At 67.2% G+C, this 24,658-nt stretch carries 23 protein-coding genes; 15 read left to right on the forward strand and 8 right to left on the reverse strand.

What is annotated here, in order from left to right; all coding sequences use genetic code 11:
• Window positions 1-37 precede the first annotated feature (37 nt).
• Entirely contained in the window at window positions 38-505 is a 468-nt protein-coding gene (locus tag EAO27_RS09315; RefSeq protein ID WP_242779865.1) for a MarR family transcriptional regulator, read from the forward strand.
• Between the two features lie 45 nt (window positions 506-550).
• Here the strand turns inward: EAO27_RS09315 and EAO27_RS09320 are convergent, their stop codons facing one another.
• Together EAO27_RS09320 and EAO27_RS09325 are read right to left on the reverse strand one after the other, a co-directional pair.
• The gene (locus tag EAO27_RS09320; RefSeq protein WP_242779867.1) at window positions 551-1,126 is read right to left on the reverse strand and encodes an NAD(P)H-dependent oxidoreductase; all 576 of its coding nucleotides are present in this window, start codon (window positions 1,124-1,126) and stop codon (window positions 551-553) included.
• Window positions 1,127-1,197: 71 nt separating this feature from the next.
• Entirely contained in the window at window positions 1,198-1,704 is a 507-nt protein-coding gene (locus tag EAO27_RS09325; protein WP_242779869.1) for a MarR family transcriptional regulator, read from the reverse strand.
• Window positions 1,705-1,881: 177 nt separating this feature from the next.
• Between EAO27_RS09325 and leuD the strand changes: the two genes are divergently transcribed.
• Window positions 1,882-2,466, forward strand: coding sequence for a 3-isopropylmalate dehydratase small subunit (leuD, locus tag EAO27_RS09330; RefSeq protein WP_242779871.1), 585 nt, complete (start codon window positions 1,882-1,884; stop codon window positions 2,464-2,466).
• 69 nt (window positions 2,467-2,535) lie between these two features.
• On the opposite strand, the gene leuC is transcribed toward leuD, so the two are convergent.
• Window positions 2,536-3,963, reverse strand: coding sequence for a 3-isopropylmalate dehydratase large subunit (leuC, locus tag EAO27_RS09335; protein WP_242779873.1), 1,428 nt, complete (start codon window positions 3,961-3,963; stop codon window positions 2,536-2,538).
• A gap of 354 nt (window positions 3,964-4,317) precedes the next feature.
• On the opposite strand from leuC, the gene EAO27_RS09340 reads away from it, so the two are divergent.
• Together EAO27_RS09340 and EAO27_RS09345 are read left to right on the forward strand one after the other, a co-directional pair.
• On the forward strand, window positions 4,318-6,582 hold the full coding sequence (locus EAO27_RS09340) for a TonB-dependent receptor (protein WP_242779874.1): 2,265 nt from the start codon (window positions 4,318-4,320) through the stop codon (window positions 6,580-6,582).
• Between the two features lie 70 nt (window positions 6,583-6,652).
• A complete protein-coding gene (locus EAO27_RS09345; protein WP_242779876.1) occupies window positions 6,653-8,368 on the forward strand; it encodes a sulfatase-like hydrolase/transferase in 1,716 nt (571 codons plus the stop codon).
• 10 nt (window positions 8,369-8,378) lie between these two features.
• On the opposite strand, the gene EAO27_RS09350 is transcribed toward EAO27_RS09345, so the two are convergent.
• Together EAO27_RS09350 and EAO27_RS09355 are read right to left on the reverse strand one after the other, a co-directional pair.
• Window positions 8,379-9,296, reverse strand: coding sequence for a cation diffusion facilitator family transporter (locus tag EAO27_RS09350; RefSeq protein WP_242779878.1), 918 nt, complete (start codon window positions 9,294-9,296; stop codon window positions 8,379-8,381).
• Between the two features lie 35 nt (window positions 9,297-9,331).
• Complete coding sequence (locus tag EAO27_RS09355) at window positions 9,332-9,967, reverse strand: cation transporter (protein WP_242779880.1); 636 nt, start codon at window positions 9,965-9,967, stop codon at window positions 9,332-9,334.
• A gap of 69 nt (window positions 9,968-10,036) precedes the next feature.
• On the opposite strand from EAO27_RS09355, the gene EAO27_RS09360 reads away from it, so the two are divergent.
• A complete protein-coding gene (locus EAO27_RS09360; RefSeq protein WP_242779882.1) occupies window positions 10,037-10,450 on the forward strand; it encodes a helix-turn-helix domain-containing protein in 414 nt (137 codons plus the stop codon).
• Window positions 10,447-10,785: a YnfA family protein gene (locus tag EAO27_RS09365; protein ID WP_242779884.1), complete on the forward strand. Its 339-nt coding sequence runs from the start codon at window positions 10,447-10,449 to the stop codon at window positions 10,783-10,785. Before EAO27_RS09360 ends, EAO27_RS09365 begins: the two co-directional genes overlap by 4 nt.
• 9 nt (window positions 10,786-10,794) lie before the next feature.
• Here the strand turns inward: EAO27_RS09365 and EAO27_RS09370 are convergent, their stop codons facing one another.
• The gene (locus tag EAO27_RS09370; protein ID WP_242779886.1) at window positions 10,795-12,330 is read right to left on the reverse strand and encodes an acyl-CoA synthetase; all 1,536 of its coding nucleotides are present in this window, start codon (window positions 12,328-12,330) and stop codon (window positions 10,795-10,797) included.
• 122 nt (window positions 12,331-12,452) lie between these two features.
• Here EAO27_RS09370 and EAO27_RS09375 point away from each other — a divergent pair, with 122 nt between their 5' ends.
• The 5 genes from EAO27_RS09375 to EAO27_RS09395 are packed head-to-tail and all read left to right on the forward strand — an operon-like array spanning window position 12,453 to window position 17,557.
• Window positions 12,453-12,761, forward strand: a complete 309-nt coding sequence (locus EAO27_RS09375; RefSeq protein ID WP_242779888.1) for a hypothetical protein — start codon at window positions 12,453-12,455, stop codon at window positions 12,759-12,761.
• A 4-nt stretch (window positions 12,762-12,765) separates the two neighbouring features.
• Window positions 12,766-14,271, forward strand: coding sequence for an AMP-binding protein (locus EAO27_RS09380; RefSeq protein WP_242779890.1), 1,506 nt, complete (start codon window positions 12,766-12,768; stop codon window positions 14,269-14,271).
• Between the two features lie 9 nt (window positions 14,272-14,280).
• Window positions 14,281-15,264 carry an enoyl-CoA hydratase/isomerase family protein gene (locus tag EAO27_RS09385; RefSeq protein ID WP_242779892.1) on the forward strand — a complete coding sequence of 328 codons (984 nt, stop codon included), beginning with the start codon at window positions 14,281-14,283 and terminating at the stop codon, window positions 15,262-15,264.
• Window positions 15,261-16,226, forward strand: coding sequence for a CoA transferase (locus EAO27_RS09390; protein ID WP_242779894.1), 966 nt, complete (start codon window positions 15,261-15,263; stop codon window positions 16,224-16,226). The genes EAO27_RS09385 and EAO27_RS09390 overlap by 4 nt, the downstream gene beginning before the upstream one ends.
• Window positions 16,223-17,557: an amidohydrolase family protein gene (locus EAO27_RS09395; protein ID WP_242779896.1), complete on the forward strand. Its 1,335-nt coding sequence runs from the start codon at window positions 16,223-16,225 to the stop codon at window positions 17,555-17,557. The genes EAO27_RS09390 and EAO27_RS09395 overlap by 4 nt, the downstream gene beginning before the upstream one ends.
• Before the next feature lie 50 nt (window positions 17,558-17,607).
• Here EAO27_RS09395 and EAO27_RS09400 read toward each other — a convergent pair whose 3' ends face one another.
• Window positions 17,608-18,792 carry a thiolase family protein gene (locus EAO27_RS09400; protein WP_242779898.1) on the reverse strand — a complete coding sequence of 395 codons (1,185 nt, stop codon included), beginning with the start codon at window positions 18,790-18,792 and terminating at the stop codon, window positions 17,608-17,610.
• Entirely contained in the window at window positions 18,789-19,193 is a 405-nt protein-coding gene (locus EAO27_RS09405; RefSeq protein ID WP_242779900.1) for an OB-fold domain-containing protein, read from the reverse strand. The genes EAO27_RS09400 and EAO27_RS09405 overlap by 4 nt, the downstream gene beginning before the upstream one ends.
• Window positions 19,194-19,296: 103 nt before the next feature.
• Between EAO27_RS09405 and EAO27_RS09410 the strand changes: the two genes are divergently transcribed.
• The 4 genes from EAO27_RS09410 to EAO27_RS09425 are packed head-to-tail and all read left to right on the forward strand — an operon-like array spanning window position 19,297 to window position 24,648.
• A complete protein-coding gene (locus tag EAO27_RS09410) occupies window positions 19,297-20,610 on the forward strand; it encodes an amidohydrolase family protein (RefSeq protein WP_242779902.1) in 1,314 nt (437 codons plus the stop codon).
• Window positions 20,611-20,622: 12 nt separating this feature from the next.
• On the forward strand, window positions 20,623-21,903 hold the full coding sequence (locus EAO27_RS09415; RefSeq protein WP_242779904.1) for a cytochrome P450: 1,281 nt from the start codon (window positions 20,623-20,625) through the stop codon (window positions 21,901-21,903).
• Window positions 21,904-21,915: 12 nt separating this feature from the next.
• Window positions 21,916-23,391: an aldehyde dehydrogenase family protein gene (locus EAO27_RS09420; RefSeq protein ID WP_242779906.1), complete on the forward strand. Its 1,476-nt coding sequence runs from the start codon at window positions 21,916-21,918 to the stop codon at window positions 23,389-23,391.
• Between the two features lie 24 nt (window positions 23,392-23,415).
• Window positions 23,416-24,648 carry a CoA transferase gene (locus EAO27_RS09425; protein ID WP_242779908.1) on the forward strand — a complete coding sequence of 411 codons (1,233 nt, stop codon included), beginning with the start codon at window positions 23,416-23,418 and terminating at the stop codon, window positions 24,646-24,648.
• Window positions 24,649-24,658 lie beyond the last annotated feature (10 nt).

A 24,658-nucleotide genomic window follows, 5' to 3' on the forward strand; every position in this document is an offset into this window, starting at 1 on the left:
GGATCATCCGCCGGCTGAAGGCTATCGATAGCATAACATGCGCACCAATCAACTCATCATCGCGCTTTTCCAACGCTTTTGCTGGATGGACGAAGGGCTTCAGGCCCGTCTGCACGACCGCGGCTGGCCCGATGTCAGCCGCCCGCAGTCGATGGTGATGACCAATATCGTCAGCGGCGTCGTGCGCCCCTCGGACATCGCGCGCAATCTGGGCGTATCGCGTCAGGCGATCCACAGCACGATCAGCCAGATGGTGAAGCTGGGGATCGTGAGGCTCGAAACCGACCCCGACGACCGGCGGCACATGATCCTGTCCCTCACCGAAACCGGCGCGCGGATGCGGCAGGATGCCCAGCGCGCGATGGACACGCTGACCGCCCAGATCGCCGAAGTACTCGGGCAGGACCGTTTCGACGCCCTGCTCGCCGCGCTCGAAGCCGACTGGGGCGACAATATCGAGCGCATCCCCCAGGCGGCCACAAGGAAGCGCGCCCTGGTCGACTGAGCGCGCGGTTCCGATTCCATCGGGTCCCGCGCGCGCCGCGCGCCCCTATGTCGCGAGCGCCGTCGCCACTGCGACGAGGCGGCCGGCGGTCATGTCAACCAGCGATGCGGGGAGCGCCTCCTTGAGCTGCCCCGCCTCGTCGAAGGCGGCATGGGCGTTCGGAACGAGCACCTGGTCGGGGATCACCAGCATCTGGATCGTGCCGAGAATCTGGCGCAGATGCATCAGGCCGCGAATGCCGCCAAAGGGGCTGATCGAAGCCCCCATGATCGCCGCCGCCTTGCCGCGAAAGGCGACGAGCGCGACGGGCCCTTCGTCGCCGGTGGGGCGCGACGCCCAGTCGATGGCATTTTTGAGCAGCGCCGGGATCGAGCCGTTATATTCGGGCGACACCATGAGCAGGCCGTCCTGCGCCGCAAGCAGCGCCTTGAGCTTCAGCGCGTCCGGGGGGAAGGCATTCGCCTCGATCGCGGTGGTGTAGATCGGCAGATCGAGCGCCGCGAGGTCGACGATCGTCACATCGGCGCCATGCGCCTCCAGCCGCGCCGCAGCGAGCGCGCCGAGCGCCCGGTTGAACGAACCGTCGCGCGTACTGCCGACAATCACCGCAATCCTCGTCATGAATCCCTCCGCCGATAATGGTTAGAATGCTAACCGATTCGCGGAGGGCATCGCAACTCGCGGCGCCGGGATCAAGCCTTGACGTCGGACAGCACCGAAAGCTTGCGCGTTTCGTCGGCCAGGTTTTCGATCACGCGCCGCATCAGCCGCTGCAGCACCTCGACCTCGTCGTCACTCAGCCCGCGCGTCGCGATCTCGTGGATCTCGGCGTTCATCGGCGCGAGCACCAGTTCGAGCTTGCGCGCGTGCGGGGTGAGAAAGATGAACGTCTTGCGGCGATCGTCCTCGGTCTTCTTGCGCGTGATGAAACCCGCTTTTTCCAGCCCTTTGAGCGCGACGACCGTCGTCGGCTCGCGCATGCCCACGCGCTCGCTCAGCTCGCGCTGGGTAATGCCGTCCTCGCGCCACAACTGGCGCAGGAAGCGCCATTGCCCCGCCGACACGTCGTGCGTCAGCGTCCGGCGCTCAAGCAGCCGCGAAAAGGAGCGGAAAACGACGCGCGCGAGATAGCCGATGCTGTTGTCGGGATTGGTGTAATATTCGGCGGGATGCCGGAAATTCTGCTCTGCCTTGGCCAATGAACCTGCTCCCCTGCGCCCGCCCCCTGCGGCTGCGCCAAAGTGGAAGCTTAGGGGCCGAAGAATCGGGCGGCAACCCCGATCGTCGCCATTTCGCATCAACTTGCGGATAGGATTGGACAAAGCGACCTTGTGCATTTACTTAGCAATCTAAGTTTATCGCCGATGGAGGCCAGGTTGCAGAAGTTTGTCCGGGTGCACGCGGTGGCCGCCCCCTTGCCGCTCGCCAATGTCGACACCGACATGATCATCCCCGCGCGTTTCATGAAGGCGCTGACGCGCGACGGGCTCGGCGCGCATCTTTTCGAGGAACTGCGCTTCGCCCCCGACGGCGGCGAGCGCGACGATTTCATCCTCAACCGCCCCGCGTGCCGCACGGCGCAGATCCTGATCGCCGACCGCAATTTCGGCTGCGGATCGTCGCGCGAGCATGCGGTGTGGGCGCTGACCGGCTTCGGCATCCGCTGCGTCATCGCGCCAAGTTTCGGCGACATCTTCGCCAGCAATGCCCGCAAGAACGGGCTGCTGCTGATCCGCCTGCCCGACGCCGTCTGCGACCGGCTGCGCCGCGAAACCGAACTGGCGCAGTTCGCACCGATCGGAATCGACCTCGAAGCGCAGCACATCGCGCTGGCGTCGGGCGAAACGATCGCCTTTGCGGTCGATGCCGACGATCGGCGAATCCTGATGCAGGGGCTCGACGACATCGGCCGCACGCTGCGCCATACCGACGCCATCGCGCGCTTCGAAGCCGCCGCCTAGGCAGCTCGTCGCCGAATGGGCGCCGGGTTGGACCAGCGCCCTCCCCATGCCAGCCTCATCGGCGTTCGTTCACTCGTGCGGCTGGCCCAGCATCGCGGGCGATGCGATCTCCCCCGCGATCGCGCTTGCCGCGGCGAGCGCGGGACTCATCAGGTGCGTCCGGCCCGCGCGTCCTTGCCGGTTCTCGAAATTGCGGTTCGAGGTCGAGGCGCAGCGCTCGCCCGGCGCGAGCCGGTCGGGGTTCATGCCGACGCACAGCGAGCAGCCGGGTTCGCGCCAGTCGAACCCCGCGTCGCGAAAGACGATATCGAGCCCCTCGGCCTCCGCCTGCCGCTTCACGAGCCCCGAACCCGGCACGACCATCGCACGAACGTGCGGCGCGACACGGCGGCCGCGCGCGACCGCCGCGGCGATACGCAGGTCTTCGATCCGGCTGTTGGTGCAGCTGCCGATGAACACGCGGTCGAGCCGTTGCCCGGCGATCGGGGCACCCGGCGCCAGCCCCATATAGGCCAGGGCACGCTCTGCACTGGCACGCGCATCGGCATCGGCCGCAGCCGCCGGGTCGGGAATGATGGCGTCGAGCGCGATGACCTGCGCGGGATTCGTGCCCCAGCTGACCATCGGCCGCACGTCGCCGGCATCGATATGCAGTTCGCGGTCGAATCGCGCGTCGGAATCGCTCGCAAGCGTCCGCCACCGCGCGGTCGCCGCACTCCAGTCCGCCGGGACCGATGGACGCCCGCGAAGATAGGCAAGGGTCGTTTCGTCGGGTGCGACCATCCCGGCGCGCGCGCCCATTTCGATGCTGAGGTTGCACAGCGTCATCCGTGCCTCCATCGACAGCGCGCGCACCGCCTCGCCGGCATATTCGATGACGTGCCCGGTCGCGCCGTCGACGCCGACCGCATGCAGCAGATGGAGCGCCAGATCCTTGGCATGGACATGCGGCGCCAGCTGCCCGCCGACGGTGATCCGCATGTTGCGCGACCGGCGCTGCCGGATCGTCTGCGTCGCGAGCACATGCTCGACCTCGCTCGTTCCGATGCCGAATGCCAGCGCCCCGAACGCGCCGTGCGTCGAGGTGTGGCTGTCGCCGCACACGATCGTCATGCCCGGCTGCGACCGTCCCTGTTCGGGGCCGACGACATGGACGATGCCGCCGCGCGGATCGCCCATCGCGAAACGTTCGATGCCGAAACGGTCGGCGTTGATCTCGAGCATCTCGAGCTGCGCGCGCGCCTCCTCGTCGGCCACGCCCGCGGGGCCGGCGGCCTGCCCTTCGGTCGGCACATTATGATCGGACAGCGCGAGCGCGCGATCGGGCCTGCGCACCCCCCGCCCCGCTTCGGCGAGTCCGGCAAAGGCCTGCGGCGAGGTGACCTCGTGCAGCAGGTGGAGGTCGATGTAGAGGATCGATTCGCCCTCGTCGTCGGCGACGACATGTGCGTCCCAGATCTTGTCGTAAAGCGTGCGGCCCCGCCCTGTGCCTGCCATTTGCCTTGCCCTGCCTCGCACGCCCATGCGCGCACCAAAAATACTTAGATATCTAACTTATATGCAGGAGGACCGGGACGAAGCAAGCGCTTTTCCGCCATTTTCGATTTTCACATAAATGCAATGCTTAGCACTTGAAGTATTATTTTGCCATGATATGACCGCCGACGGGAACGAGGATCAGGCCCGACGGCACCCGCCGAGGATACGACAGATATCCCGCGCCGCCGGCAAGACGACCTCCGCCAGCGAGGCCCCGTTCCATGGACTGAAGAGGCCGGTGCGCATGCCGCATATCCGCCGCGACGACGCGTGCGGGTACGGACGCGCGCGGCCCTCGAACGGGAGGACAGAATGAAGACCGCTTTGCTTTTGCTTTCAACCGCCGCGATCGCGCTTTCGGCGGCGCCCGCATATGCCCAGGATGCCGCCGCCCCCGACACGGCGACCGGCAATGATGCCGCCGACAACAGCTATGGCGAGATTCTCGTCACCGCGCAGCGCCGCTCGGAAAGCGTTCAGGATGTGCCGATCGCCATTTCGGCTTTCAACTCCGACATGGTCGAATCGAGCGGCAGCACCAATATCACCAGCCTGAACGGCCTCGCGCCGAACGTCGTGCTGCAGACGCAGGGACTCGTCGCCAACGTGCCGATGATCTCGATCCGCGGCATGAGCACCGCCGATCCCGATCCCAACGCCGACCCCAAGGTCAGCACGATCATCGACGGCGTCTACATCCCCTTCGTGTCGAGCACGATGCTCGACCTGTTCGATGTCGAGCGCATCGAGATACTGAAAGGCCCGCAGGGCGTGCTGTTCGGCAAGAACAACCTCGCCGGCACGATCAACGTCATCAGCGCGCGGCCGACCGACGATTTCGGCGGCGAAGCCCGCGTTTCGCTCGGTTCGTACGGGCTCAAGCAGTTCCGCGGCAAGGTGAATACCGGCCGTTTCGCGGGCGACGCGCTCGCCGCCAAGGTCGCCGTCAACTTCCGCGACTACAACGGCTATGCGCGCAACGTCATCACCGGCAACCGCCTCAACGGCGCCAACGTCAAGTCGGTCCGCGGCGCACTCGAATATGATCAGGGCGGCGCGTTCGATTCGACCGTGATCGTCGACTGGCTGAAACAGAAGACCGTGGGTCCGGCACCGCACGTGCTCGACAATGGCGATGCCAACTGGGACCTGCTCCCCGACGCGGTGAAGACCGACGTCTACAAGGCCGCGGTGCTGTTCGACCCCTATGCGAACACCGAAAGCTATGGCGGGTCGTGGAACTCGAACCTCGATGTGGGCTGGGGCACGATCAGTTCGGTGCTCGGCTATCGTCATCTGACCTATGTCACGCGCGGCGACTTCGACGGGCTGATCACCCCCGCGCCGCAGCTCGACGTGACGCGCGACTTTTCGGGCGAGTCGAAAAGCGCGGAACTGCGTTACGTCTCGCCGGAAGGTGAACCGGTCGATTTCGTCGTCGGCCTCTATTACCAGGCCGACAAGTGGCGCCAGTTCAACACCGTGCTCGCGACGCCGACCACGACCACGCTCGCGCAACTGCATCAGGACACCGACAGCTACGCGATCTTCGCGCTGGTCAACGCGCACCCCGCCGACGGGCTGACCCTGTCGATGGGCGGTCGCTACAGCCACGACCGCAAGAAATATGACATCGCGTCGCAGGTGCTGCTGAACGGCAATCAGGTGTCGTCCTTCGCGAGCAGCCTCAAGTCGAGCTGGTCCGAGTTTACGCCGCGCCTGACGGTCAATTACGAAGTGACCCCCGACGCCATGGTCTACGCCAATTATTCGCAGGGCTACAAGGCGGGCGGCTATAATTCGCGCGGAACCATCCCCGAAAATGTCGGCCCCTATGACCCCGAGCGCGTCACCGCGTTCGAGCTTGGCGCCAAGACCGACCTGTTCGACCGGTTGCTGCGCCTGAACGTCGCGGGCTTCCTCAACAACTACCGCGACCTGCAAAGCTCGGTGACCAAGATGGGTTCGGTGCGCGCCGAAAACGTCACGACCAATATCGCCGCGGCGAAAATCTACGGCTTCGAGATCGAAAGTCTGTTGCGGCCGGCGACCGGTTTCACCATCGGTGCCAACGTTGCATATCTGCACGCGCGCTACACCGACTTCTGCGCCGACACCAACGGGGTGTTCACCAACGGAGCGCCCGAGGTCGGCCAGTGCGGGCCCGCGACGCCGATCCTGATCAACGGCGTGCCCAACGGTACCTTCGCCGTCCCGGTCGACTCGTCGGGCCTCGACCTTGCGAACGCACCCAAGTGGAGCGGCAGCCTGTCGGTCGACTATGCGATCCCGACCTCGTTCGGCGAAGTGAAGCTGCACAGCGACGCACGCTATTCGTCGCGCTTCAACACCTGGGGACGCAGCAACAACCCCGGCTATTACCGCAACGAAGTCGTGCTGCTCAACGCCAGCATCGCCGTCGCCGGCGATGACGAACAGTGGAAGGTCACGCTGTACGGAACCAACCTGACCGACCAGAAGGTGATGTCGGGTGCGACCAACGCGGGCGCGACGCCGATCTCGCAATTCTATCAGGCGCCGCGCGAATTCGGCGTCGATTTCGCGGTGAAGTTCTGAGGCCGTACCGCCCGCGGCGCACGCAGCGTCGCGGGCGGGACTCGACAGGGAATCAAGACGGGAGAGAGTAATGGGTTGGGATGTGAATCGCCGGACGTTCGTTGGCGGCATGGGGGCGCTCGCCGCCGCGGGGCTCGCGATGCCGGCGCTGGCGAAGAACGGCAAGAAGCTCAACGTCCTGATGATCGTCACCGACCAGGAACAGGGCATCGCCAGCTACCCCAAGGGCCTGCTCGAAAAGCTGCCGCACCATCGCGAACTGATGGAACGCGGAATGCTCGTCGAAAATTATCACGTCCACACGACGCCGTGCACCCCGTCGCGCTCGACGATCTTCCAGGGTCACCACACCCAGCAGACGGGGCTGTTCCTGAACAGCGACAACGCCCCCAACCCGGTTGCGGCCGAAGACATGCCGACGCTGGGCCACATGATGCAGGCCGCGGGCTATTACACCAGCTACAAGGGCAAGTGGCACCTCAGCCGGATCAATTTCGAGCGCAACTGGAACCGCGTCGTCGGCGGTGTCTATCCCAACACCGAACGCGCGATGGAGAAATACGGCTTCCACGATTACGGCTTCGACGGCGAGGAACTGGGGCTGACCTGGGACGGCTATCGCGCCGACATGTTCGTGGCGGGCGACGCCGCGCGCAGCATCTTCGACTTCACCCGGCGCGACAAGGCCGGCGGCAAGCCGTGGTTCATGGTCGTCGGCCTCATCAATCCGCACGACATCATGTTCTATGACGCGACGGGCAAACAGGCGAAACACCGCACCCATCCCGACATCCTGGCGCCGCTGCGCCGCGAGCCGGGCGACCCGATCTACGAGACCGACAACAAGTTCGACCTGCCCGAGAGCTTCTACAAGGACGACCTCAGCACCAAGCCCGAGGCGCACCGCGCGATCGTGCGGCTGAACGACCTCTTCTATGGCCCGATGCCGCACGACGACGAAGCGTCGTGGCACCGGTTCAACAATTATTACTACAACTGCCTGCGCGACGTCGACCGGCGGCTCGGGCAATTGCTCTGGGCGCTCAAGGAGAGCGGCCAGATCGACAATACGATCATCATGTACACGAGCGACCATGGCGAACGCGCGGGCGCGCACGGGATGCGGCAGAAGGCGGGCACGATGTACCGCGAGGAAACCAACATCCCGATGATCATCGCGCACCCCGACTTCGCGGGCGGCCGCGCCACCAAGGGTCTCATGGGCGCGGTCGACATCGCGCCGACGCTGATGGCGCTCGCCGGCCTTTCCGCCGACGAAGCGACGAGCCGGTTTCCGGGCCTGCCCGGGGTCGACGTCTCGGCGCTGCTCGGGGCGCCCGATGCGCCGACCGAACGCGACAAGCGCGGCCATTTTTTCAACTATGCGGTCGCGCACATGTGGGAACCCAATTCGGCGCGCACCGTCGGCCCCCGTCCCCCGGGCGAGACGATCCCCGACTATTCGAAGGTCTATGACCTGTCGAAACGCCGCCTGCACCGCGGCGTGCACGACGGCCGCTGGAAGTTCGCGCGCTATTTCGCGCCGGCGCATCACCATATGCCGACCGACTGGAAAACGCTGAGCACGCGCAACGACCTCGAGCTCTACGACACCCACGCCGACCCGAAGGAACTGGTCAACCTCGCGAACGATCCCAAGCATCGCAAGACGGTGCTGCGCCTCAACGCGATGGTGAACGCGCTGTCCGAGCGCGAGATCGGCAAGGGGCTCGACGACGGCCGCGAATATCCGGGGCCGACCGAGATGTACAACCAGCCGGGCTGACCCCGGCCGATCAGGCGTGCAGCATGTCCGCGTCGGCGCAGGGCGCCGTCTCGGTCTGGATCGTCGCATGATGGATCGCGAAGCGGTCCTCGAGCATCGCGGCGAGCCGCGTGCGCACGCCCTCGACCGCCTGCCCGTCGGCGACGACGACATGCGCCGTCAGGCTGGCGTCGTCGCCGGCGACCGACCAGAGGTGCAGGTCGTGCACGTCGGCCACCCCCGGTTCGGCGCGCATCGCGGCGCGCACCGCGTCGAGATCGAATCCGCGCGGCACGCCCTGAAGCAGGATGTGCGTCGTGTCGCGAAGCAATATCCAGGTGCGCGGCAGCACCCACAGCCCGATCGCGATAGCGACGATCGGGTCAACCCAGTTCCAGCCCGTCGCCCAGATCAGCAGCGCCGCGCCGATCACGCCCACCGAACCGAGCATGTCGGCCCACACTTCGAGATAGGCGCCCTTGACGTTGAGGCTTGCCTCCTTCCCGCCCGCGAGGATGCGCATCGCCACGAGGTTGATCACCAGCCCGCCGCTGGCGACCGCAAGCATGCCGAGCGACTGGACCTCGGGCGGCGTGAAGAAGCGCTGCACGCCTTCGTAGAGGACGAAGCCCGCGACGACGAACAGCAGCACCGCGTTGAACGCCGCGGCAAGAATCTCGAAGCGGCGATAGCCGTAGGTGCGGCGGTTGTCCGCCGGGCGCTGCCCGATGCGGATCGCCGCGAGCGCGATCGCCAGCGCCGCCGAATCGGTGAACATGTGCGCCGCGTCGGAGAGCAGCGCGAGACTGTTGAACAGCCACGCCCCGACCAGTTCGGCGACGAGGAAGGTCCCCGTCAGCCCGAGTGCGATGGAAAGGCTGCGCGCATTGGCGCCCGCCGCGTGATTGTGGGCGTGTCCGCCTTCGCCATGATCATGGTCTGCACCCATGTCGTTTCTCCGCTCGATATTGGGCCGGATAGCGGTCAGACCGCTTCGACCGCGTGCCCCCCGCGCAGTTCGCCGCGCGCCTGCCGGAACACGTCGAGGCTGCCCCAGATCGCAAGCCCGGCCATGATCGCCGCGACGGCAAGGTCGGGCCAGCCCTGCCCGGTCCCGAAAACGCCGAGCGCCGCCGCAAGCACGGCGAGGTTGCCGATCGCGTCGTTGCGCGAGCAGATCCACACCGATCGCATGTTCGCGTCGCCGGTGCGCCAGCGATAGAGCATCAGCGCGACGACGACGTTGGCGGCGAGCGCCGCGGCGCCGACGAACCCCATCGTCTCGGCGTGCGGCGCGGTTCCCGTCGCGATGCCCCAGACCGTCGAGGCGAGCACCGCGATCCCGAACGCGAGCATCGTCGCCGCCTTGAACAGCGCCGCGCGGGCGCGCCACGCCAGCGCCATTCCCGCGACGCCGAGGCTGATCGCATAATTGGCGGCGTCGCCGAGAAAATCGAGCGCATCGGCCTGGAGCGCGCGCGAATCGGCAGCGACCCCGGCAGCGATCTCGACCGCGAACATGCCCGCGTTGACGACGAGCGCGATCCACAGCACGCGCCGCCACCGCGGGTCGTTGAGCGCGGTCTTGCCGCTTTTGCCGGCACAGCATTGGTCGGACATCGGCCGAATCTCCTTGGGGTTTCGAGTCGACCGCCTATATGCACCCTGTAGCAACTACGGGGTCAAGGCATGAAAATCGGCGAACTCGCGCGCACCACCGGCGCCAATATCGAAACGATCCGCTATTACGAGCGCATCGGCCTGCTCCCCGAACCGCACCGCACCGCAGCCAATTACCGCAGCTATGGCGACGCGCACCGCCAGCGGCTCGCCTTCGTGCGCCATTCGCGCGACCTGGGCTTCACGATCGACGAAATCCGCTCGCTGCTCGACCTGTCGGACCATCCCGAGCGCGAATGCGCCGAGGCCGACCGGATCGCGAGCGGGCATCTGGAACAGGTCGAGGCAAAGATCGCACAATTGGCGAGCCTGCGCGACGAACTGGCGCGGATCGTCGGCCGTTGCCGCGGCGGGCTGGCGGGCGATTGCCGCGTCATCGAGGCGCTGGGCGACCATCGCCTGTGCGAAGGCGCGCACGCATGACCGCGCCGCTGGCGACGATCGGCTGGTATATTCTGGTGGCGCTGGGCGAGATCGGCGGCTGCTTCGCCTTCTGGTCGGTGCTGCGGCTCGACAAGTCGCCCTGGTGGCTGGTCCCCGGCGCGCTCGCGCTCGCCTTTTTCGCCTATGCGCTGACGCGCGTCGAGGCCGAAGCCGCGGGCCGCGCCTTCGCCGCCTACGGCGGTATCTACATCATTGCCTCGCTCGTCTGGCTCAAGCTGGTCGAGGACGTGTCACCCGACCGCTGGGACCTGATCGGCGGCCTCGTCTGCCTCGGCGGCGCCGCGCTGATCCTGTGGGGGCCCGGAAGAAGCTAGGCGCCGCGGCTAGGGCCAGTAGCGCTTGCGGATGTCCTGCTTGTAGAGCTTGCCCGTGTCGTGTCGCGGCAGCGCAGGGTCGAAATCGACCGAGCGCGGACATTTGACCGCGCTGAGATGGTCGCGGCAATGGGCGATCAGGCGCGCGGCAAGGTCGGGGCCGGCGTCGTTCCAATTCTTCGGCTGGACGACCGCCTTGACCTCTTCGCCCATCTCGGCGTGCGGCACGCCGATCACCGCGACGTCGGCGACCTCGGGATGCTGGATGAGGAGGTTCTCGGCTTCCTGCGGATAGATGTTCACCCCGCCCGAGATGATCATGAAACTCTTGCGGTCGGTGAGATAGAGATAGCCCGCTTCGTCGACATGGCCGATATCCCCGAGCGTCGACCAGCCCGGGTGCAGCGGATGGCGCGCATCGCGCGTCTTTTCGGGATCGTTGAGGTACTGGAAGTCCCAGCCGCCCTCGAAATAGACCAGCCCGTCGACGCCGGGCCCGACCTCGCCGCCGGCTTCGTCGCAGATGTGGAGCGTGCCCCAGTCGGCGCGGCCAACCGAGCCGGGATGTTCGATCCATTCCTGCGGCGTGATGAAGGTCGAGCCATTCCCCTCCGACCCGCCGTAATATTCATAGATGATCGGGCCGAGCCATTCGATCATCCGGCGCTTGACCTCGACCGGGCACGGCGCCGCGGCGTGGACGATCTTGTCGAGCGACGAAAGGTCGTGGCGCGCGCGCACCGCTTCAGGCAGCGCCAGCAGGCGGATGAACATCGTAGGGACCATCTGCATGAAGGTGACGCCATAGGCTTCGATCAAGCGCAGCACCTCGCCGGCATCGAATTTGTCCATGATGACGAGCGTCGCGCCGAGCCGATGCGCCGCCATGCCATAAGCGAGCGGCGCGGTGTGGTAGAGCGGTGCGGGCGAGAGCAGCACGCTGTGCGCGCCGACGCCATAGCGCCCGCCGATCCGGTCGGCGAGCATGTGCGGCGCGTCGGCGGGCTCGCCCGACAGCGGCAGCCGGATGCCCTTTGGCCGCCCCGTCGTGCCCGAGGAATAGACGAGGTGGTAGCCCGCCGATTCGTCGGCGATCGGGGTGTCAGCCTGTGCCGCCACGGCATGCGGCCACGAAGGCAGCGGCGCGAGCCCGGTCCCGAGATCGTAGATATCGGCGACCGCGGGCGCGAGCGTTCGGCTTTGCGCGACCAGCGTCGCCGCGGCCGGCACATCGGCGTGGGTCGCCAGCAGCTTCGCACCGCTGTCGTTGAGGATGTAGGCGGCTTCCTCCGCCGTGAGCTGGCTCGATATCGGGCAGAGATAAAGGCCGGCGCGTTGCGCCGCCCAGTAGATCGCGAAATATTCGGCGCAGTTCCTGAGCCAGACCGCAACCGTATCGCCCGCCATGATGCCATGGGCGCGGAAAAGCTGCGCGCCGCGATTTGCGAGCGCTTCGAGTTCGGCGTAACTGGTCGTCGCGCCGGTCGTCGCCATGACGACCGCCGGCCGATCGGGCGACACGCGCGCAAAATGCCGTGGATGCATCCTCGTCCCTCTGCTGTTTTGAGTTATATAACTACGTTTACTTTCTATGTCGATTGACTTATTGGCGGAAGAAAGAGGACAGGCGGCCCGGGGCCGACTGGCACGGGAAAGGACGAATGGTCATGGAATTGAAGCCGGGTTCGCGCTGGAAGAGCGCAGTGTGCGACGCGCAGCTGGTCGTCGTGCGCCCCCCGAGCACCGTGGGCGAACTCCAGTGCGGCGGCGCGGCGGTGCTGCCGATCGACGATGCCGCGGCGCCGGGCGGCGCGGTCAGCCCGGACTTCGCCGAGGGCGTCGCGATCGGCAAGCGCTACGTCGACGAGGCGAGCGGACTCGAGGTGCTCGGCGCCAAGGCCGGCAAGGGTTCGCTGGCGTTCAATGGCGTCGCGATGACGGTCAAGGGCGCCAAGCCGCTGCCCGCGTCGGACTGACACGATGCGCACGCCGCTGCTGCTCGATATCGCCGCCGACGCCTGTCCGGACCGGGCCGCGCTCGGCGGGGCCGGGGAAGATCTCGATTTCGAAAGCTATCGCGCGCGCGCGACGCAGGTCGCGGCGTGGCTTGCGGAAAAAGGCCGGGTGAACACCGCCTTCCTCGGGATGAACGGCAACGCCCTGCCCGTGCTGCTCTTTGCCAGCGGGATGGCGGGCACGCCCTTCGTGCCGCTCAACTATCGCCTTGCCGACGCCGACCTCAACAAGCTCGTCGCGCGCACCGCCCCCGCGATGCTGGTCGCCGACGACTCGATGCTGCCGCGGCTGACGCCGGTCGAAGGCGTCGAGATCGTCGCGCGCAGCGCCTTCGAGGCGCGTTTCCTGGCCGGCGAGACGCCCGACAAGCGCGATCTTCCCGAGGCCGAAAACGACATGGCGGTGCTGCTGTTCACCAGCGGGACCACGGGCGATCCCAAGGCCGCGGTGCTGCGCCACGCCAACCTGACCGCCTATGTGATGGCGACGGTCGAATTCCTCGGCGCGGGCGAGGACGAGGCGGCGCTGGTCAGCGTGCCGTCCTATCATATCGCGGGAATCTCGGCGATCCTGACCTCGGCCTATGGCGGGCGGCGGATCGTCTACCTGCCCGCCTTCACCGCCGAAGAATGGGTCGCCACCGCCGCCCGCGAGGGAATCACCCACGCGATGGTCGTCCCGACGATGCTCGGCCGCATCCTCGACGTGATGGCCGAGACGGGCGAGACCCTCCCGGCGCTGCGCGCGCTGTCCTATGGCGGCGGCAAGATGCCCGAACCGGTGATCGCGCGCGCGCTCGACGCGTTGCCGCACGTCGCCTTCGTCAACGCCTATGGACTGACCGAAACAAGCTCGACGATCGCGCTGCTCGGCGCCGAGGACCATCGCGCCGCCTTTGCCTCCGGCGATCCCGCGGTACGCCGCCGCATCGCTTCGGTCGGCCAGCCGCTGCCGAGCGTCGAGCTGGAAATCCGCCGCGAGGACGGGTCGTGCTGCGCCCCCGGCGAGCATGGCGAGATTCATGTGCGCGGCGAGCAGGTCTCGGGCGAATATCTGCACAAGAAGGCGATCGCCGACGACGGCTGGTTCGCAACCAACGACGCGGGCTGGCTCGACGAGGGCGGCTATCTGTTCGTCGAGGGACGGCTCGACGACGTCATCGTGCGCGGCGGCGAGAATATCTCGCCCGGCGAGATCGAGGATGTACTGCGCGGCTTTGCCGACATCGCCGACTGCGCGGTGCTGGGCGTTCCGTGCGAGACGTGGGGCGAAAAGGTCGTCGCGGTGATCGTGTCGCGATCGGGCACGCCCGACACCGAAGCGATGGCGGCGACGATCCGTGGCAAGCTGCGTTCGACCAAGACGCCCGAGCGATGGTATGTGCGCGACGAACTTCCCTACAACGAGACCGGCAAGCTGCTGCGCCGCCTGCTCAAGGCGGAACTGGCGGACGAGGTCTGCGCCGGGTAGGACGGCGCGATGACCCGGCCCGACCATCTCGACGCGGACCGCCTGTCCGCGCCGGGCGGGCAGCCGGTGCTGCTCGTCGACGCGGCAGGCTGGCGGCGGCCCCGGGCGCCGATCCAGGCGGTGGTGATCGGGGTCGATCGCGACGGCGTCCTGCCCGCGGTGGTCGTCGACGATTTCGACCTGTTGCTGACCGTCGCGGACCGAGCTCCGCGTCCCTGGGTTTCGATCCGGAAACCGGCCGATGCCGACCGGCTCGCCGATGCGGTGCGAACGAACCCGCTCGCGGCGACGATCGCGGCGCAGATATTGCGCCTGACGTCCAAACTGCCCTTCGCCGATGCGCTGGCGGTCGAATCGCTCGCCTATTCGAGCCTGCTCGGCGGTTCCGAATTCGCGCGCTGGCGCGCACATACAGATACCCATCAGCCACTGTCCGTTCCCGCGGAGCCCCTGCGCATCGAACGCGACGGCGACCGGATCACCCTCACCCTCGACGATTCCGCCAACCGCAACGCCATGTCGGCGGCGATGCGCGACGCGCTGTACGAGGCGCTCGCCAACGCGCTCGACGACCCGGGCCGTCCCATGGTGCGGCTGCAGGGCGCGGGCAAATGTTTCTCGACCGGCGGCGCGCTCGCCGAATTCGGGACGGCGCGCGACCTTGCCGAGGCGCATGCCGTGCGGACGCTGCACAGCTGCGCGCGCGCGCTCGATGCGCTCGCCGCACGCGCGGAGGTCCGATTGCACGGTGCGTGCGTCGGGTCGGGGATCGAGGTTGCCGCCGCGGCGCATCGCCGGATCGCGGGCGCCGACGCCTGGTTCCAGCTCCCCGAAGTGACGATGGGGCTCATTCCCGGCGCCGGCGGCACCGTGACCGTGGCGCGCGCAATCGGGCGGCACCGGACCTTGTGGATGCTGCTCTCTGCACGGCGCGTCGGCGCGGCGCAGGCGCTCGACTGGGGTCTGGTTCACGCGATCGAGCCGGCGGCATGAGCAGGCTGCTCGACGCGATGGCCGAGGCGGGGAAGCGACTGGTCGCCGCCTCGGACGGGCGCATCGCCTTCGACCCGCGCACCGCCCTGTCGCGTGCCGACGATCTGGCGCTCGCCGAGCCCGGCCTATGGTCGCCCAACCGCCATTGCCGGCTGGTGCGTTGCCGCGACGGATGGATCGCGGTGTCGCTGGCGCGCGACGACGATCGCGACATGGTCCCCGCGTGGACCGGCACCGACTTCGGCGCCGAGCCGTGGGAGGCCATCGCACGCGCCGCGCGCGATCGCGACGCGCGCGAAATGGCGCAGGCGGGGGCCGAACTGCACCTGCCCGTGGCCGAGGTCGGCGAAGCCGGTCCGGCCGCGACAGCCACGCTGGCACGGGGCAGCGCCGGAAACGGTATCGTGCTCGACCTGTCGGCGCTGTGGGCAGGCCCCTATTGCGGCGCGCTGCTCGCCGAGGCGGGCCATGCGGTGACCAAGGTCGAAAGCGCTGCGCGGCCCGATCCCACGCCGCTCCACACCCCCGCGCTCGACGCGCGCCTCAACGGCGCCAAACGCCGCATCCGCACCGATCTTGCCGGTTCCGAACTGCGCGCGCAGATCGCCGGCGCGCGCGTCCTGATCACCTCGGCGCGACCGCACGCGCTGGCGCGGCTCGGGCTCGACGAAGCCACGCTGTTCGCGCACAATCCCGACCTGCTCTGGGTCGCGATCACCGCACATGGCTGGACCGGCACGGCGGCGATGCGCGTCGGCTTCGGCGACGATTGCGCCGCGGCGGGCGGCCTGCTGCGCCGGGAGGACGGTGCCCCCCGCTTCATCGGCGACGCGCTCGCCGATCCGCTGACCGGGATGACCGCGGCGACGCTGGCGCTCGAAGCGCTCGCCGCCGGGCGCTGCGGATTGCTCGACGTTCCGCTCGCCGGGACCGCGGCAGGCTTTGCACGGGCCCTCGCATGAGCGATGTCTTCGACCTGATCATCCGGGACGGACGCGATGCGGCGGGCGCGCGGCTGGAGGTCGCGATCCGCAACGGGACGATCGCGGCGATGGCACCCGCGGTCACGGGGCGCGGCCTCGAACAGGACGCGCGCGGGCTAACCCTCGGCGCGGGGCTGCACGACCATCATCTGCACCTGTTCGCGACCGCAGCACGGATGGAATCGGTCGATCTTTCGGCTTGCCGCACGGTCGAGGCGGTGATCGCCGGCCTGCGCGCTGCCCCCGGCGCGCCCGGCAGCTGGGTGCGTGCGACCGGCTATGACGAGCGCGTCGCGGGGCTGCCCGATCGCACGGCGCTCGATGCATGGCTGCCCGACCGGCCGCTGCGCGTGCAGGATCGCACCGGCGCCTATTGGCTGCTCAACGGTCCGGGTCTTGCCGCGCTCGGCCCCCCGCCCTTTCCCGATTGCGTCGGACGCGACGCCGAGGGCGCGCCCGACGGCCGGATCTGGCGCGGCGACGCCTGGCTGCGCGAGCGGATCGGCGGCGCGCCGCCCTCGCTCGCCGCGCTGGGGGCGAGGCTCGCGCAATGGGGCGTGACGGGGGTGACCGACGCGGGCGCGGCGAACGGACGCGCGGAGGCGGCGCTGCTCGCCGGTGCGATGCCGCAGCGGCTGGTGATGATGGGAACCGAAGACCTGCCGCCCGGCGATGGCTATGCGCTCGGTCCGGTGAAATTGCTGCTCGACGAGAACGACCTGCCGCCGGTGGAGGCCGTCGCGGCGCGGATCGCCGCGGCGCGCGCACGCGGGCGCAAGGTCGCCGCGCACTGCGTGACGCTGGGCGAACTCCTCTTCTTTCTGGGGGCGCTCGAAGCGGCCGGCGGCGCCCACCCGGGCGACCGGATCGAGCATGGCGGGATGATCCCCGCAAGCCTGATCGGCGATGTCGCCGCGGCGGGGCTGACGGTGGTGACGCAGCCCAATTTCATCCACGACCGCGGCGACCGCTACCGCGCCCAGATCGACGCGGCGGAGCTCGACGATCTCTACCGGCTCGGCTCGCTCGTCCGCGGCGGAGTACGGGTGCTGGGCGGATCGGATGCGCCCTATGGCGATGCGAATCCGTGGATTGCCCTGCGCGCGGCAACCGACCGGCGAACGCGTGGGGGCGATGTCATCGGCGGCAGCGAAGCGGTCGGGCGGGCGGAGGCGCTCGCACTGTATCAATCGCCGCTCATTGTCGGGGGTCCCGCGGATCTGATCCTGTATGACTGGCCGAAAGATGCAGGAGCCCTCGGTTCGGTCGCGCTCACGCTGATCGGTGGCGAAACCGTCCGGCAGGGCTGAGCCGCGGGCGCCTCCGCCCCTTCGACGAACGCGCCCGGAGCGACCCGCCGCTAGTCGCGCACCAGCAGCATCGCCCCCGCCAGCGGACCGCCCGAGGTCGAGGTCGCGCACACCCGCGGATCGCCCCGCACCTGCCGGGCCCCCGCCCGTCCCCACAGCTGGGTACAAGCTTCGTGCACCGCGCCATAGGCGTGGAGGCGCCCGCCCGACATCGCGCCGCCGCCGGTGTTGACCGGCAAATCACCGTCCAATGCGATGCGGCGGCCGCCCTCGATAAAATCCTTCGCACCATAACGATCACAGAAACCGAAATTTTCGAGCCAGTTGATCGTGTGGAAGCTGAACCCGTCGTAAAGCTGCGCGATGTCGACGTCGGCGGGTTTGAGGTCGGTGCGCCCCCACATCATTTCTGCAACCTTCGGCTGCGCCTGCGTGTCGAGCGCGTCGAGCTGGGTCCAGCTGTTGCGGTAGCGCATCGACGATCCGATCGCCTCGATACGGATCGGTGGGTTGGGCAAGTCGCGCGCGACATCCATCCGCGACACGATGATCGCCGCCGCGCCGTCGATCGGCACGTCGCAATCATAGAGCCGCAGCGGGGTCGCGATCAGCGGCGACGCCAGATAATCGTCGATGGTGATCGGGGTCTTGTAGATCGCGTTCGGATTGAGCGCGGCGTTGCGGCGCTGGTTCACCGCGATCTGTCCCACCTGCTCGGGGGTGATCCCGCTCTTGTGGACATAGAGGTTGAAGAAGAGCGCCTGCTGGAGCGCCGCGGCGTAGGTGTAATAGGGCGCGTACCAGGCAAAGGGGCCTGCCTGCCGCTGGCCTTCGCGGAGCAGTGAATTGGCATAGGCCGTCTTGCGCGCGGTCGCCTCGTACATGGTGCGAAAGATCAGCACGTTGCGGCAAAGCCCGGCGGAAATCGCCCCGATCGCGTTGAAAACCGCACCATATTGGCCCGGCGCCTCGCCGCCGCCACCGTACCAGCCGACCTCGAGCCGCAGCGCATCCTGCAACGCGGCGCAGCCGACGGGCGAAAAGCCCGACCCGTCGGCGCGCTCGCCGGGCCAGGTCGCGATGCCGTCGATGTCGGCGCGGGTCAGGCCGGCGTCGGCGATGGCTTCGAGCGCGGCATCGACCGTGAGCGCGAGCGCCGACTTCGTCGCGCCGCGCGAGACTTCGGACATGCCGACGGCGGTGATCGCGGTGTCCTTTTCGGCGAAGCGGGTCATGACTGCACCGGTCGGAAGAGTGGAATCCACAGGTCCTCGACCGGTTCGAAAACCACCTCGACCGGCATGTCGAACGCGACGTCGGAGGGCGGACAATCGACGATATTGCACGCCAGGCGCACATCGTCCTGCTCGTCGATCGCGACGAGCGCGAGCACATAGGGTTCGGCGAGACCGGGCACCCACGCCTTGTGATTGACCGTGAAGGTCACCACCCGGCCGCGCCCCGACACCGCCTGCGGCGCGACGTCGCGGCTCTCGCAGCGCGGGCAGAAGGGCACCGGCGGATGGACATAATATTCGCAGGCGGCGCAGCGGTGGATCGCGAGTCTGCCCTCGCCTCCCCACGTCCAATAGGCCCGATTGTCCCGGTCGATCACCGGCAATGTTCGCGTGATCATATGCTCTCCCACTTATTTAACTATGTCATAATCCAATAGTTGACACATCGTCAATTTTTGCGATGATGACCGCAACAACAAATCATTTGAGAGGAGAGTCGCCATGCAGATGGACGACATGGTGATCATCAGCGTCGACGATCATGCGGTCGAGCCCCCCGAGGCCTTCATCCGCCACTATCCCGAAGGGAAAAAGGACCGCGCGCCGCGCATCGTCCAGGACAATGGCAAGGACATCTGGCTTTGGAACGGCCAGCGTTTCCCCACGATCGGCCTCAACGCCGTCGTCGGCCGCCCGCGCAGCGAATATGGCATGGAACCGAGCGCCTTCGACCAGCTGCGCCCGGGTACCTATGACGCCAAGCTGCGCGTCGACGACATGAACGCCAACGGCGTCCTCGCCTCGCTGAATTTCCCGACCATGCCGAGCTTCGCCGGCGGCACCTTCGTCGGCATGGCGCAGAAGGACCCCGAAGAGGCGCTGCTCGCCTGCCGCGCGTGGAACGACTGGCATGTGCAGGAATGGTGCGCGAGCGCGCCGGGCCGCTTTATCCCGATGTGCCTGATTCCGATGTGGAACATGGACGACACGCTCGCCGAGCTGAAGCGCATGAGCGACCTTGGCGTCCACGCGGTGAGCTTTTCCGACAATCCCGCGAACATCGGCCTGCCGAGCATCCACAATGAATATTGGGAGCCCTTCTGGAAGGCCTGTTCCGACTACAAGATGGTGATCAACTGCCATATCGGCACCGGCGCGCGCGCGATGCATCCGTCGAGCGAGAGCCCGATCGATGCGTGGATCACCGCGATGCCGATCTCGATCGCCAATTCGGCGGCCGACTGGACCTTCGCCACCTTCTGGCAGCGTTACCCCGACCTGCGCATGGCGCTCAGCGAAGGCGGCATCGGCTGGATTCCCTATTTCCTCGAGCGCGCCGATTTCACGCACGAACATCACCACGAATGGACCTACACCGATTTCAAGGGCGAACGGCCGTCGGACCTGTTCAAGCGCCACATCATCTGCTGCTTCATCGACGACCAGTTCGGGGTGAAGAACCTCGAATATATGAACGAGGACATGGTCGCCTATGAATGCGACTATCCGCATTCGGACACGGTGTGGCCCAATGTCCCCGAATATCTGTGGGCGTCGGTCAACGGGCTCGCGAAAGAAACGATCGACAAGATCACCCACCTCAACGTCATGCGCGAATACAGCTTCGACGCCTTTGCGCTCAACGGCGGGCGCGAGAATTGCACCGTCGGGCACCTGCGCGAACTCGGCAAACATGTCGACGTCAGTCCGCGCCACAACCTCGGCGGGCTCAAGACCGACAGCATGGACGCGATCGGCAAGGCGCGCCGCCCGATCACCTCGGGCGACATCGAACGCATGTTCGCCTCGGCCTGAACGGAGGCACCGATGACCGAAACCCTGTCGCGCTGTCCGGTCGCCCGCGCCGGTGCCGATGCGCCCCCCGTCCCCGCGCATGTCCCGCCCGAACGGGTGCTCGACACGCGCTTCGCGGCCGGGATCGTCCCCAACGACCTCGTCGAACCCTATCGACCGATGGACGTGGTGCGCGAGGACGGCTTTCCGCGCATCCATTATTATCCCTGGCCGATCAGCGGCAATCGCCACGGCGCGTGGGTGGTCACCCGCTACGAGGATATCCGCCGCGTCTACGAGGATAACGACCATTTCTCGTCGGAGGGCGTCGCGCAGTTCCAGCTGCTCGCGGGCGAGAGCTTTCCGTCGATCCCGCTCGGCATCGATCCGCCCGACCACGGCAAATACCGCAAGTTCCTGAACCCCTGGTTCACCCCGGTCGCAATGAACGAGCGCGAACCGCGTATCCGCGAGATCATCGGCGGCATGATCGACCGCTTCGCCGACAAGGGCGAGGTCGACATCGCCTGGGACTTCGGGCGCGTGTTCCCGGTGCGCGTCTTCCTCGACCTGATGGGCTTCCCCTTCACGATGTTCGAACAGTTCCTCGACTGGGAATGGAACATCCTGCACGAAGACGACCTGGAGAAGAAGGCCCAGGCGCTGCGCGGCGTGCTCGCCTATCTGCGCGGTTTCATTGCCGAGAAGCAGGCGGCGCCCGACGACACGCTCGGCAGCTATATCGCCAACGGCGCGATCGACGGCCAGAAGCTGACCGACGACGAAGTCATCGGCATGACCTGGTTCCTGTGGCTCGGCGGGCTCGACACCGTCGCCTCGACCGTCAGCCAGATGTTCCGCCGCCTCGCGATGCACCCCGGACTCCAGGCGCAGATCCGCGCCGACAAGGGGCTGATCAATTCGGCGGTGGAGGAATTCCTGCGCACCCAGCCGCTCGTCAATTCGGGCCGCAAGGTGAAGCGCGATTTCGAATGGCACGGCGTCCAGATCAAGGCGGGCGACTGGGTCACGGTGTTCAACACCTCGGGCAACTTCGACCCCGAACAGTTCGAATGCCCCCACCGCTTCGATCCGGCGCGCAAGAACAACCGTCATTTCACGCTGGCGGGCGGGGTCCATATCTGCCTCGGCGCGCATCTCGCGCGGCGCGAATTGCGCGTGCTGCTCGATCTGTGGTTCGAGCGCATCCCGCACGAATTCCGCGTCAGGGACGGCGCCGACACGACGGTCGTCCCCAGCCTCCTGTCGATCCGCAACCTGCCGATCGTCTGGGATGCCAAAGCCGCTTCATAAGGACAGGAAAACATGGCATTTCTGAAATATGCCGACGCCATTTACGTGGGCGGCGAATGGGAAAAGACCGACCAGCGCGAGGCGGTGATCAATCCCGCCGACGAAAGCCTGCTGATCGAAGCCCCGGTCGGCAGCGCGGCCCAGGTCGATGCCGCGATCGGCGCCGCGCGCACGGCGTTCGACAAGGGCGACTGGCCGCATCTGCCGGTTTCGGAGCGACAGGCGGTGCTGACGCGCTTCCTGAACGCGCTCGACGCGCGCAAGGGCGAGATTGTCGACATGATCGTCGCCGAAGCGGGCGCGACGCGGATGCTCGCCGAATTCCTGCAGTACGGCATCCCGATGAAGCACGCGCGGCGGACGGTCGAGGTCGCCTCGCGCCCCGCGGTCTCGTCGCTCCCGGTCGAGCTGACCCCCAATGCGCAGGGTCGCACGACGCTCGGCACCGGGGTGGTGAGCCGCGAGCCCGTCGGCGTCGTCGCGGCGATCTCACCCTATAATTTCCCCTTCTTCCTCAACATCGGCAAGGTGATCCCCGCGCTCGCGGTCGGTTGCACCGTGGTGCTCAAACCCTCGCCCTACACGCCGATGCAGGCGCTGATCCTCGGCGAAATCGCCGACGAGGTCGGGCTGCCCAAGGGCGTGCTGAGCATCGTCACCGGCGATATCGAGACGGGCAAGCTGCTCACCACCGACCCGCGCGTCGACCTGGTCCACTTCACCGGGTCGGACAAGGTCGGGTCGATGATCCAGGCGCAGGCGGCGCCGACGCTGAAGCGTATCGTCATGGAGCTCGGCGGCAAGTCGGCGCTGATCGTGCGCGCCGACGCCGATATCGCCAAGGCCGCGGCGGCGGGGATCATGGGCTTCACGACGCACTGCGGCCAGGGCTGCGCGCTCACGACGCGCCACCTCGTCCACAACAGCGTCCGCCCGCAGTTCGTCGAGGCGATGAAGGCGATGCTCGGGCATCTCAAGATCGGCAACCCGGTCGACCCGAGCGTCAACTACGGTCCGCTAATCCGCGAAGTCGCGCGGCGGCGCACCGAGGATTATGTCGCGATCGCGCAGGACGAGGGTGCAACGCTCGTTGCCGGCGGCAAGCGGCCCGACGGTCTCGACAAGGGCTATTATTACGAGCCGACCTTGTTCGACAATGTCCGGAACGACAGCCGCATCGCGCAGGAAGAGGTGTTCGGGCCGATCGGCGCGGTCATCGGCTTCGACGACGATGCCGAGGCGATCGCGATGGCGAACGACAGCGATTTCGGCCTGTCGGGCGCGATCTATTCGGCCGACGCCGGTGAAGCCTATCGCATGGCGCTCAAGATCCGCACCGGCGGGGTTTCGATCAACGGCGGTGCGGGGACGATGCAGTCCGACGCGCCCTTCGGCGGCATCAAACGCTCGGGCTACGGCCGCGAATATGGCGAGGATGGCCTCAACGAATTCACCTATCAAAAGGTGATCAGCTTTCACGCCGAATAAGGGCCAAAAGGGAGAGACACGGCGATGACAAAGGTCATGGAGGGCATCCGCGTCCTCGAGGTTGCGCAATTCACCTTCGTTCCGGCCGCCGGCGGCGTGATGACCGATTGGGGCGCCGATGTGATCAAGATCGAGCATCCGGTGCGCGGCGACGCGCAGCGCGGCATCCAGATGCTGCAGCGGCTCGCGGTCAATCCGCAACGCTCGTCGCTGATGCAGCATCCCAATCGCGGCAAGCGCAGCGTCGGGATCGACATCTCGACCGAGGAAGGCCGCGAACTGCTCTACGAGATCGCGAAGACCGCCGACGTCTTCCTGACCAACTACCTCCCCTCGGCGCGCCAGAAGCTCAAGATCGACATCGAGCATATCCGCGCGGCGAACCCCGACATCATCTATGTGCGCGGCAGCGCCTTCGGCGACAAGGGGCCCGAGCGCGACAAGGGCGGGTTCGACAGCACCGCCTATTGGGCGCGCGGCGGGTCGGCGGTGCTGGTGACACCCAAGGACCTCGACGGCCCGCTGACCCAGCCGGGGCCGGCCTATGGCGACACGATCGGCGGCATGAACATCGCGGGCGGGATCGCCGCGGCTTTGTTCCACCGCGAGCGCACCGGCGAGGCGACCGAGGTCGATGTGTCGCTGCTGTCGTCGGGCATCTGGGCGACCGCCTGCTCGGTCGACGTCGCGATGGAACTGGACAAGGACCCGTTCGAGAATCTGATGCCCGGTGGCGGGCAGTCGGTCGGGACCAACCCCTTCATGGGGGTGTTCAAGACCTCCGACGGCAAGTTCATCAACCTGACCGTGCTGTCACCCGGACCTTATATCGAGGATGTCTTCGGGCATCTCGGCCTCGCCGAGGCGGCGCAGGACGAACGTTTCTCGACCGCCGAGGCGATCATGGCGAATGCGGCGGAGGCCTATCCCTTGGTCAAGGCGGCGATCGCGGCGAAACCCTTCGACTATTGGTGCCAGCATCTCAAGACGATGAAGGGCCAATGGGCGGCGTATCAGTCGGTGCACGACGTCGCGAGCGACGAGCAGGTGCTGGCGAACGACCTGATCTTCGAGGTCGAGTCCGCCGACGGCGGCGCACCGATCCGCCTCGTCGCCAACCCCGTGCAGTTCAACCATGCGGGGGTCGAGAACACCCGCGCGCCCGAGGCGTCGGAGCATACCGAACTCTTCCTGATGGAACTGGGGCTCGACTGGGACCGGATCGAGGATCTGAAGAACCGCAAGGCGATCGCCTGACCGGCGGGCA

Origin of the sequence: Sphingopyxis sp. YF1 (assembly GCF_022701295.1) — a bacterium.
Lineage (GTDB): Bacteria > Pseudomonadota > Alphaproteobacteria > Sphingomonadales > Sphingomonadaceae > Sphingopyxis.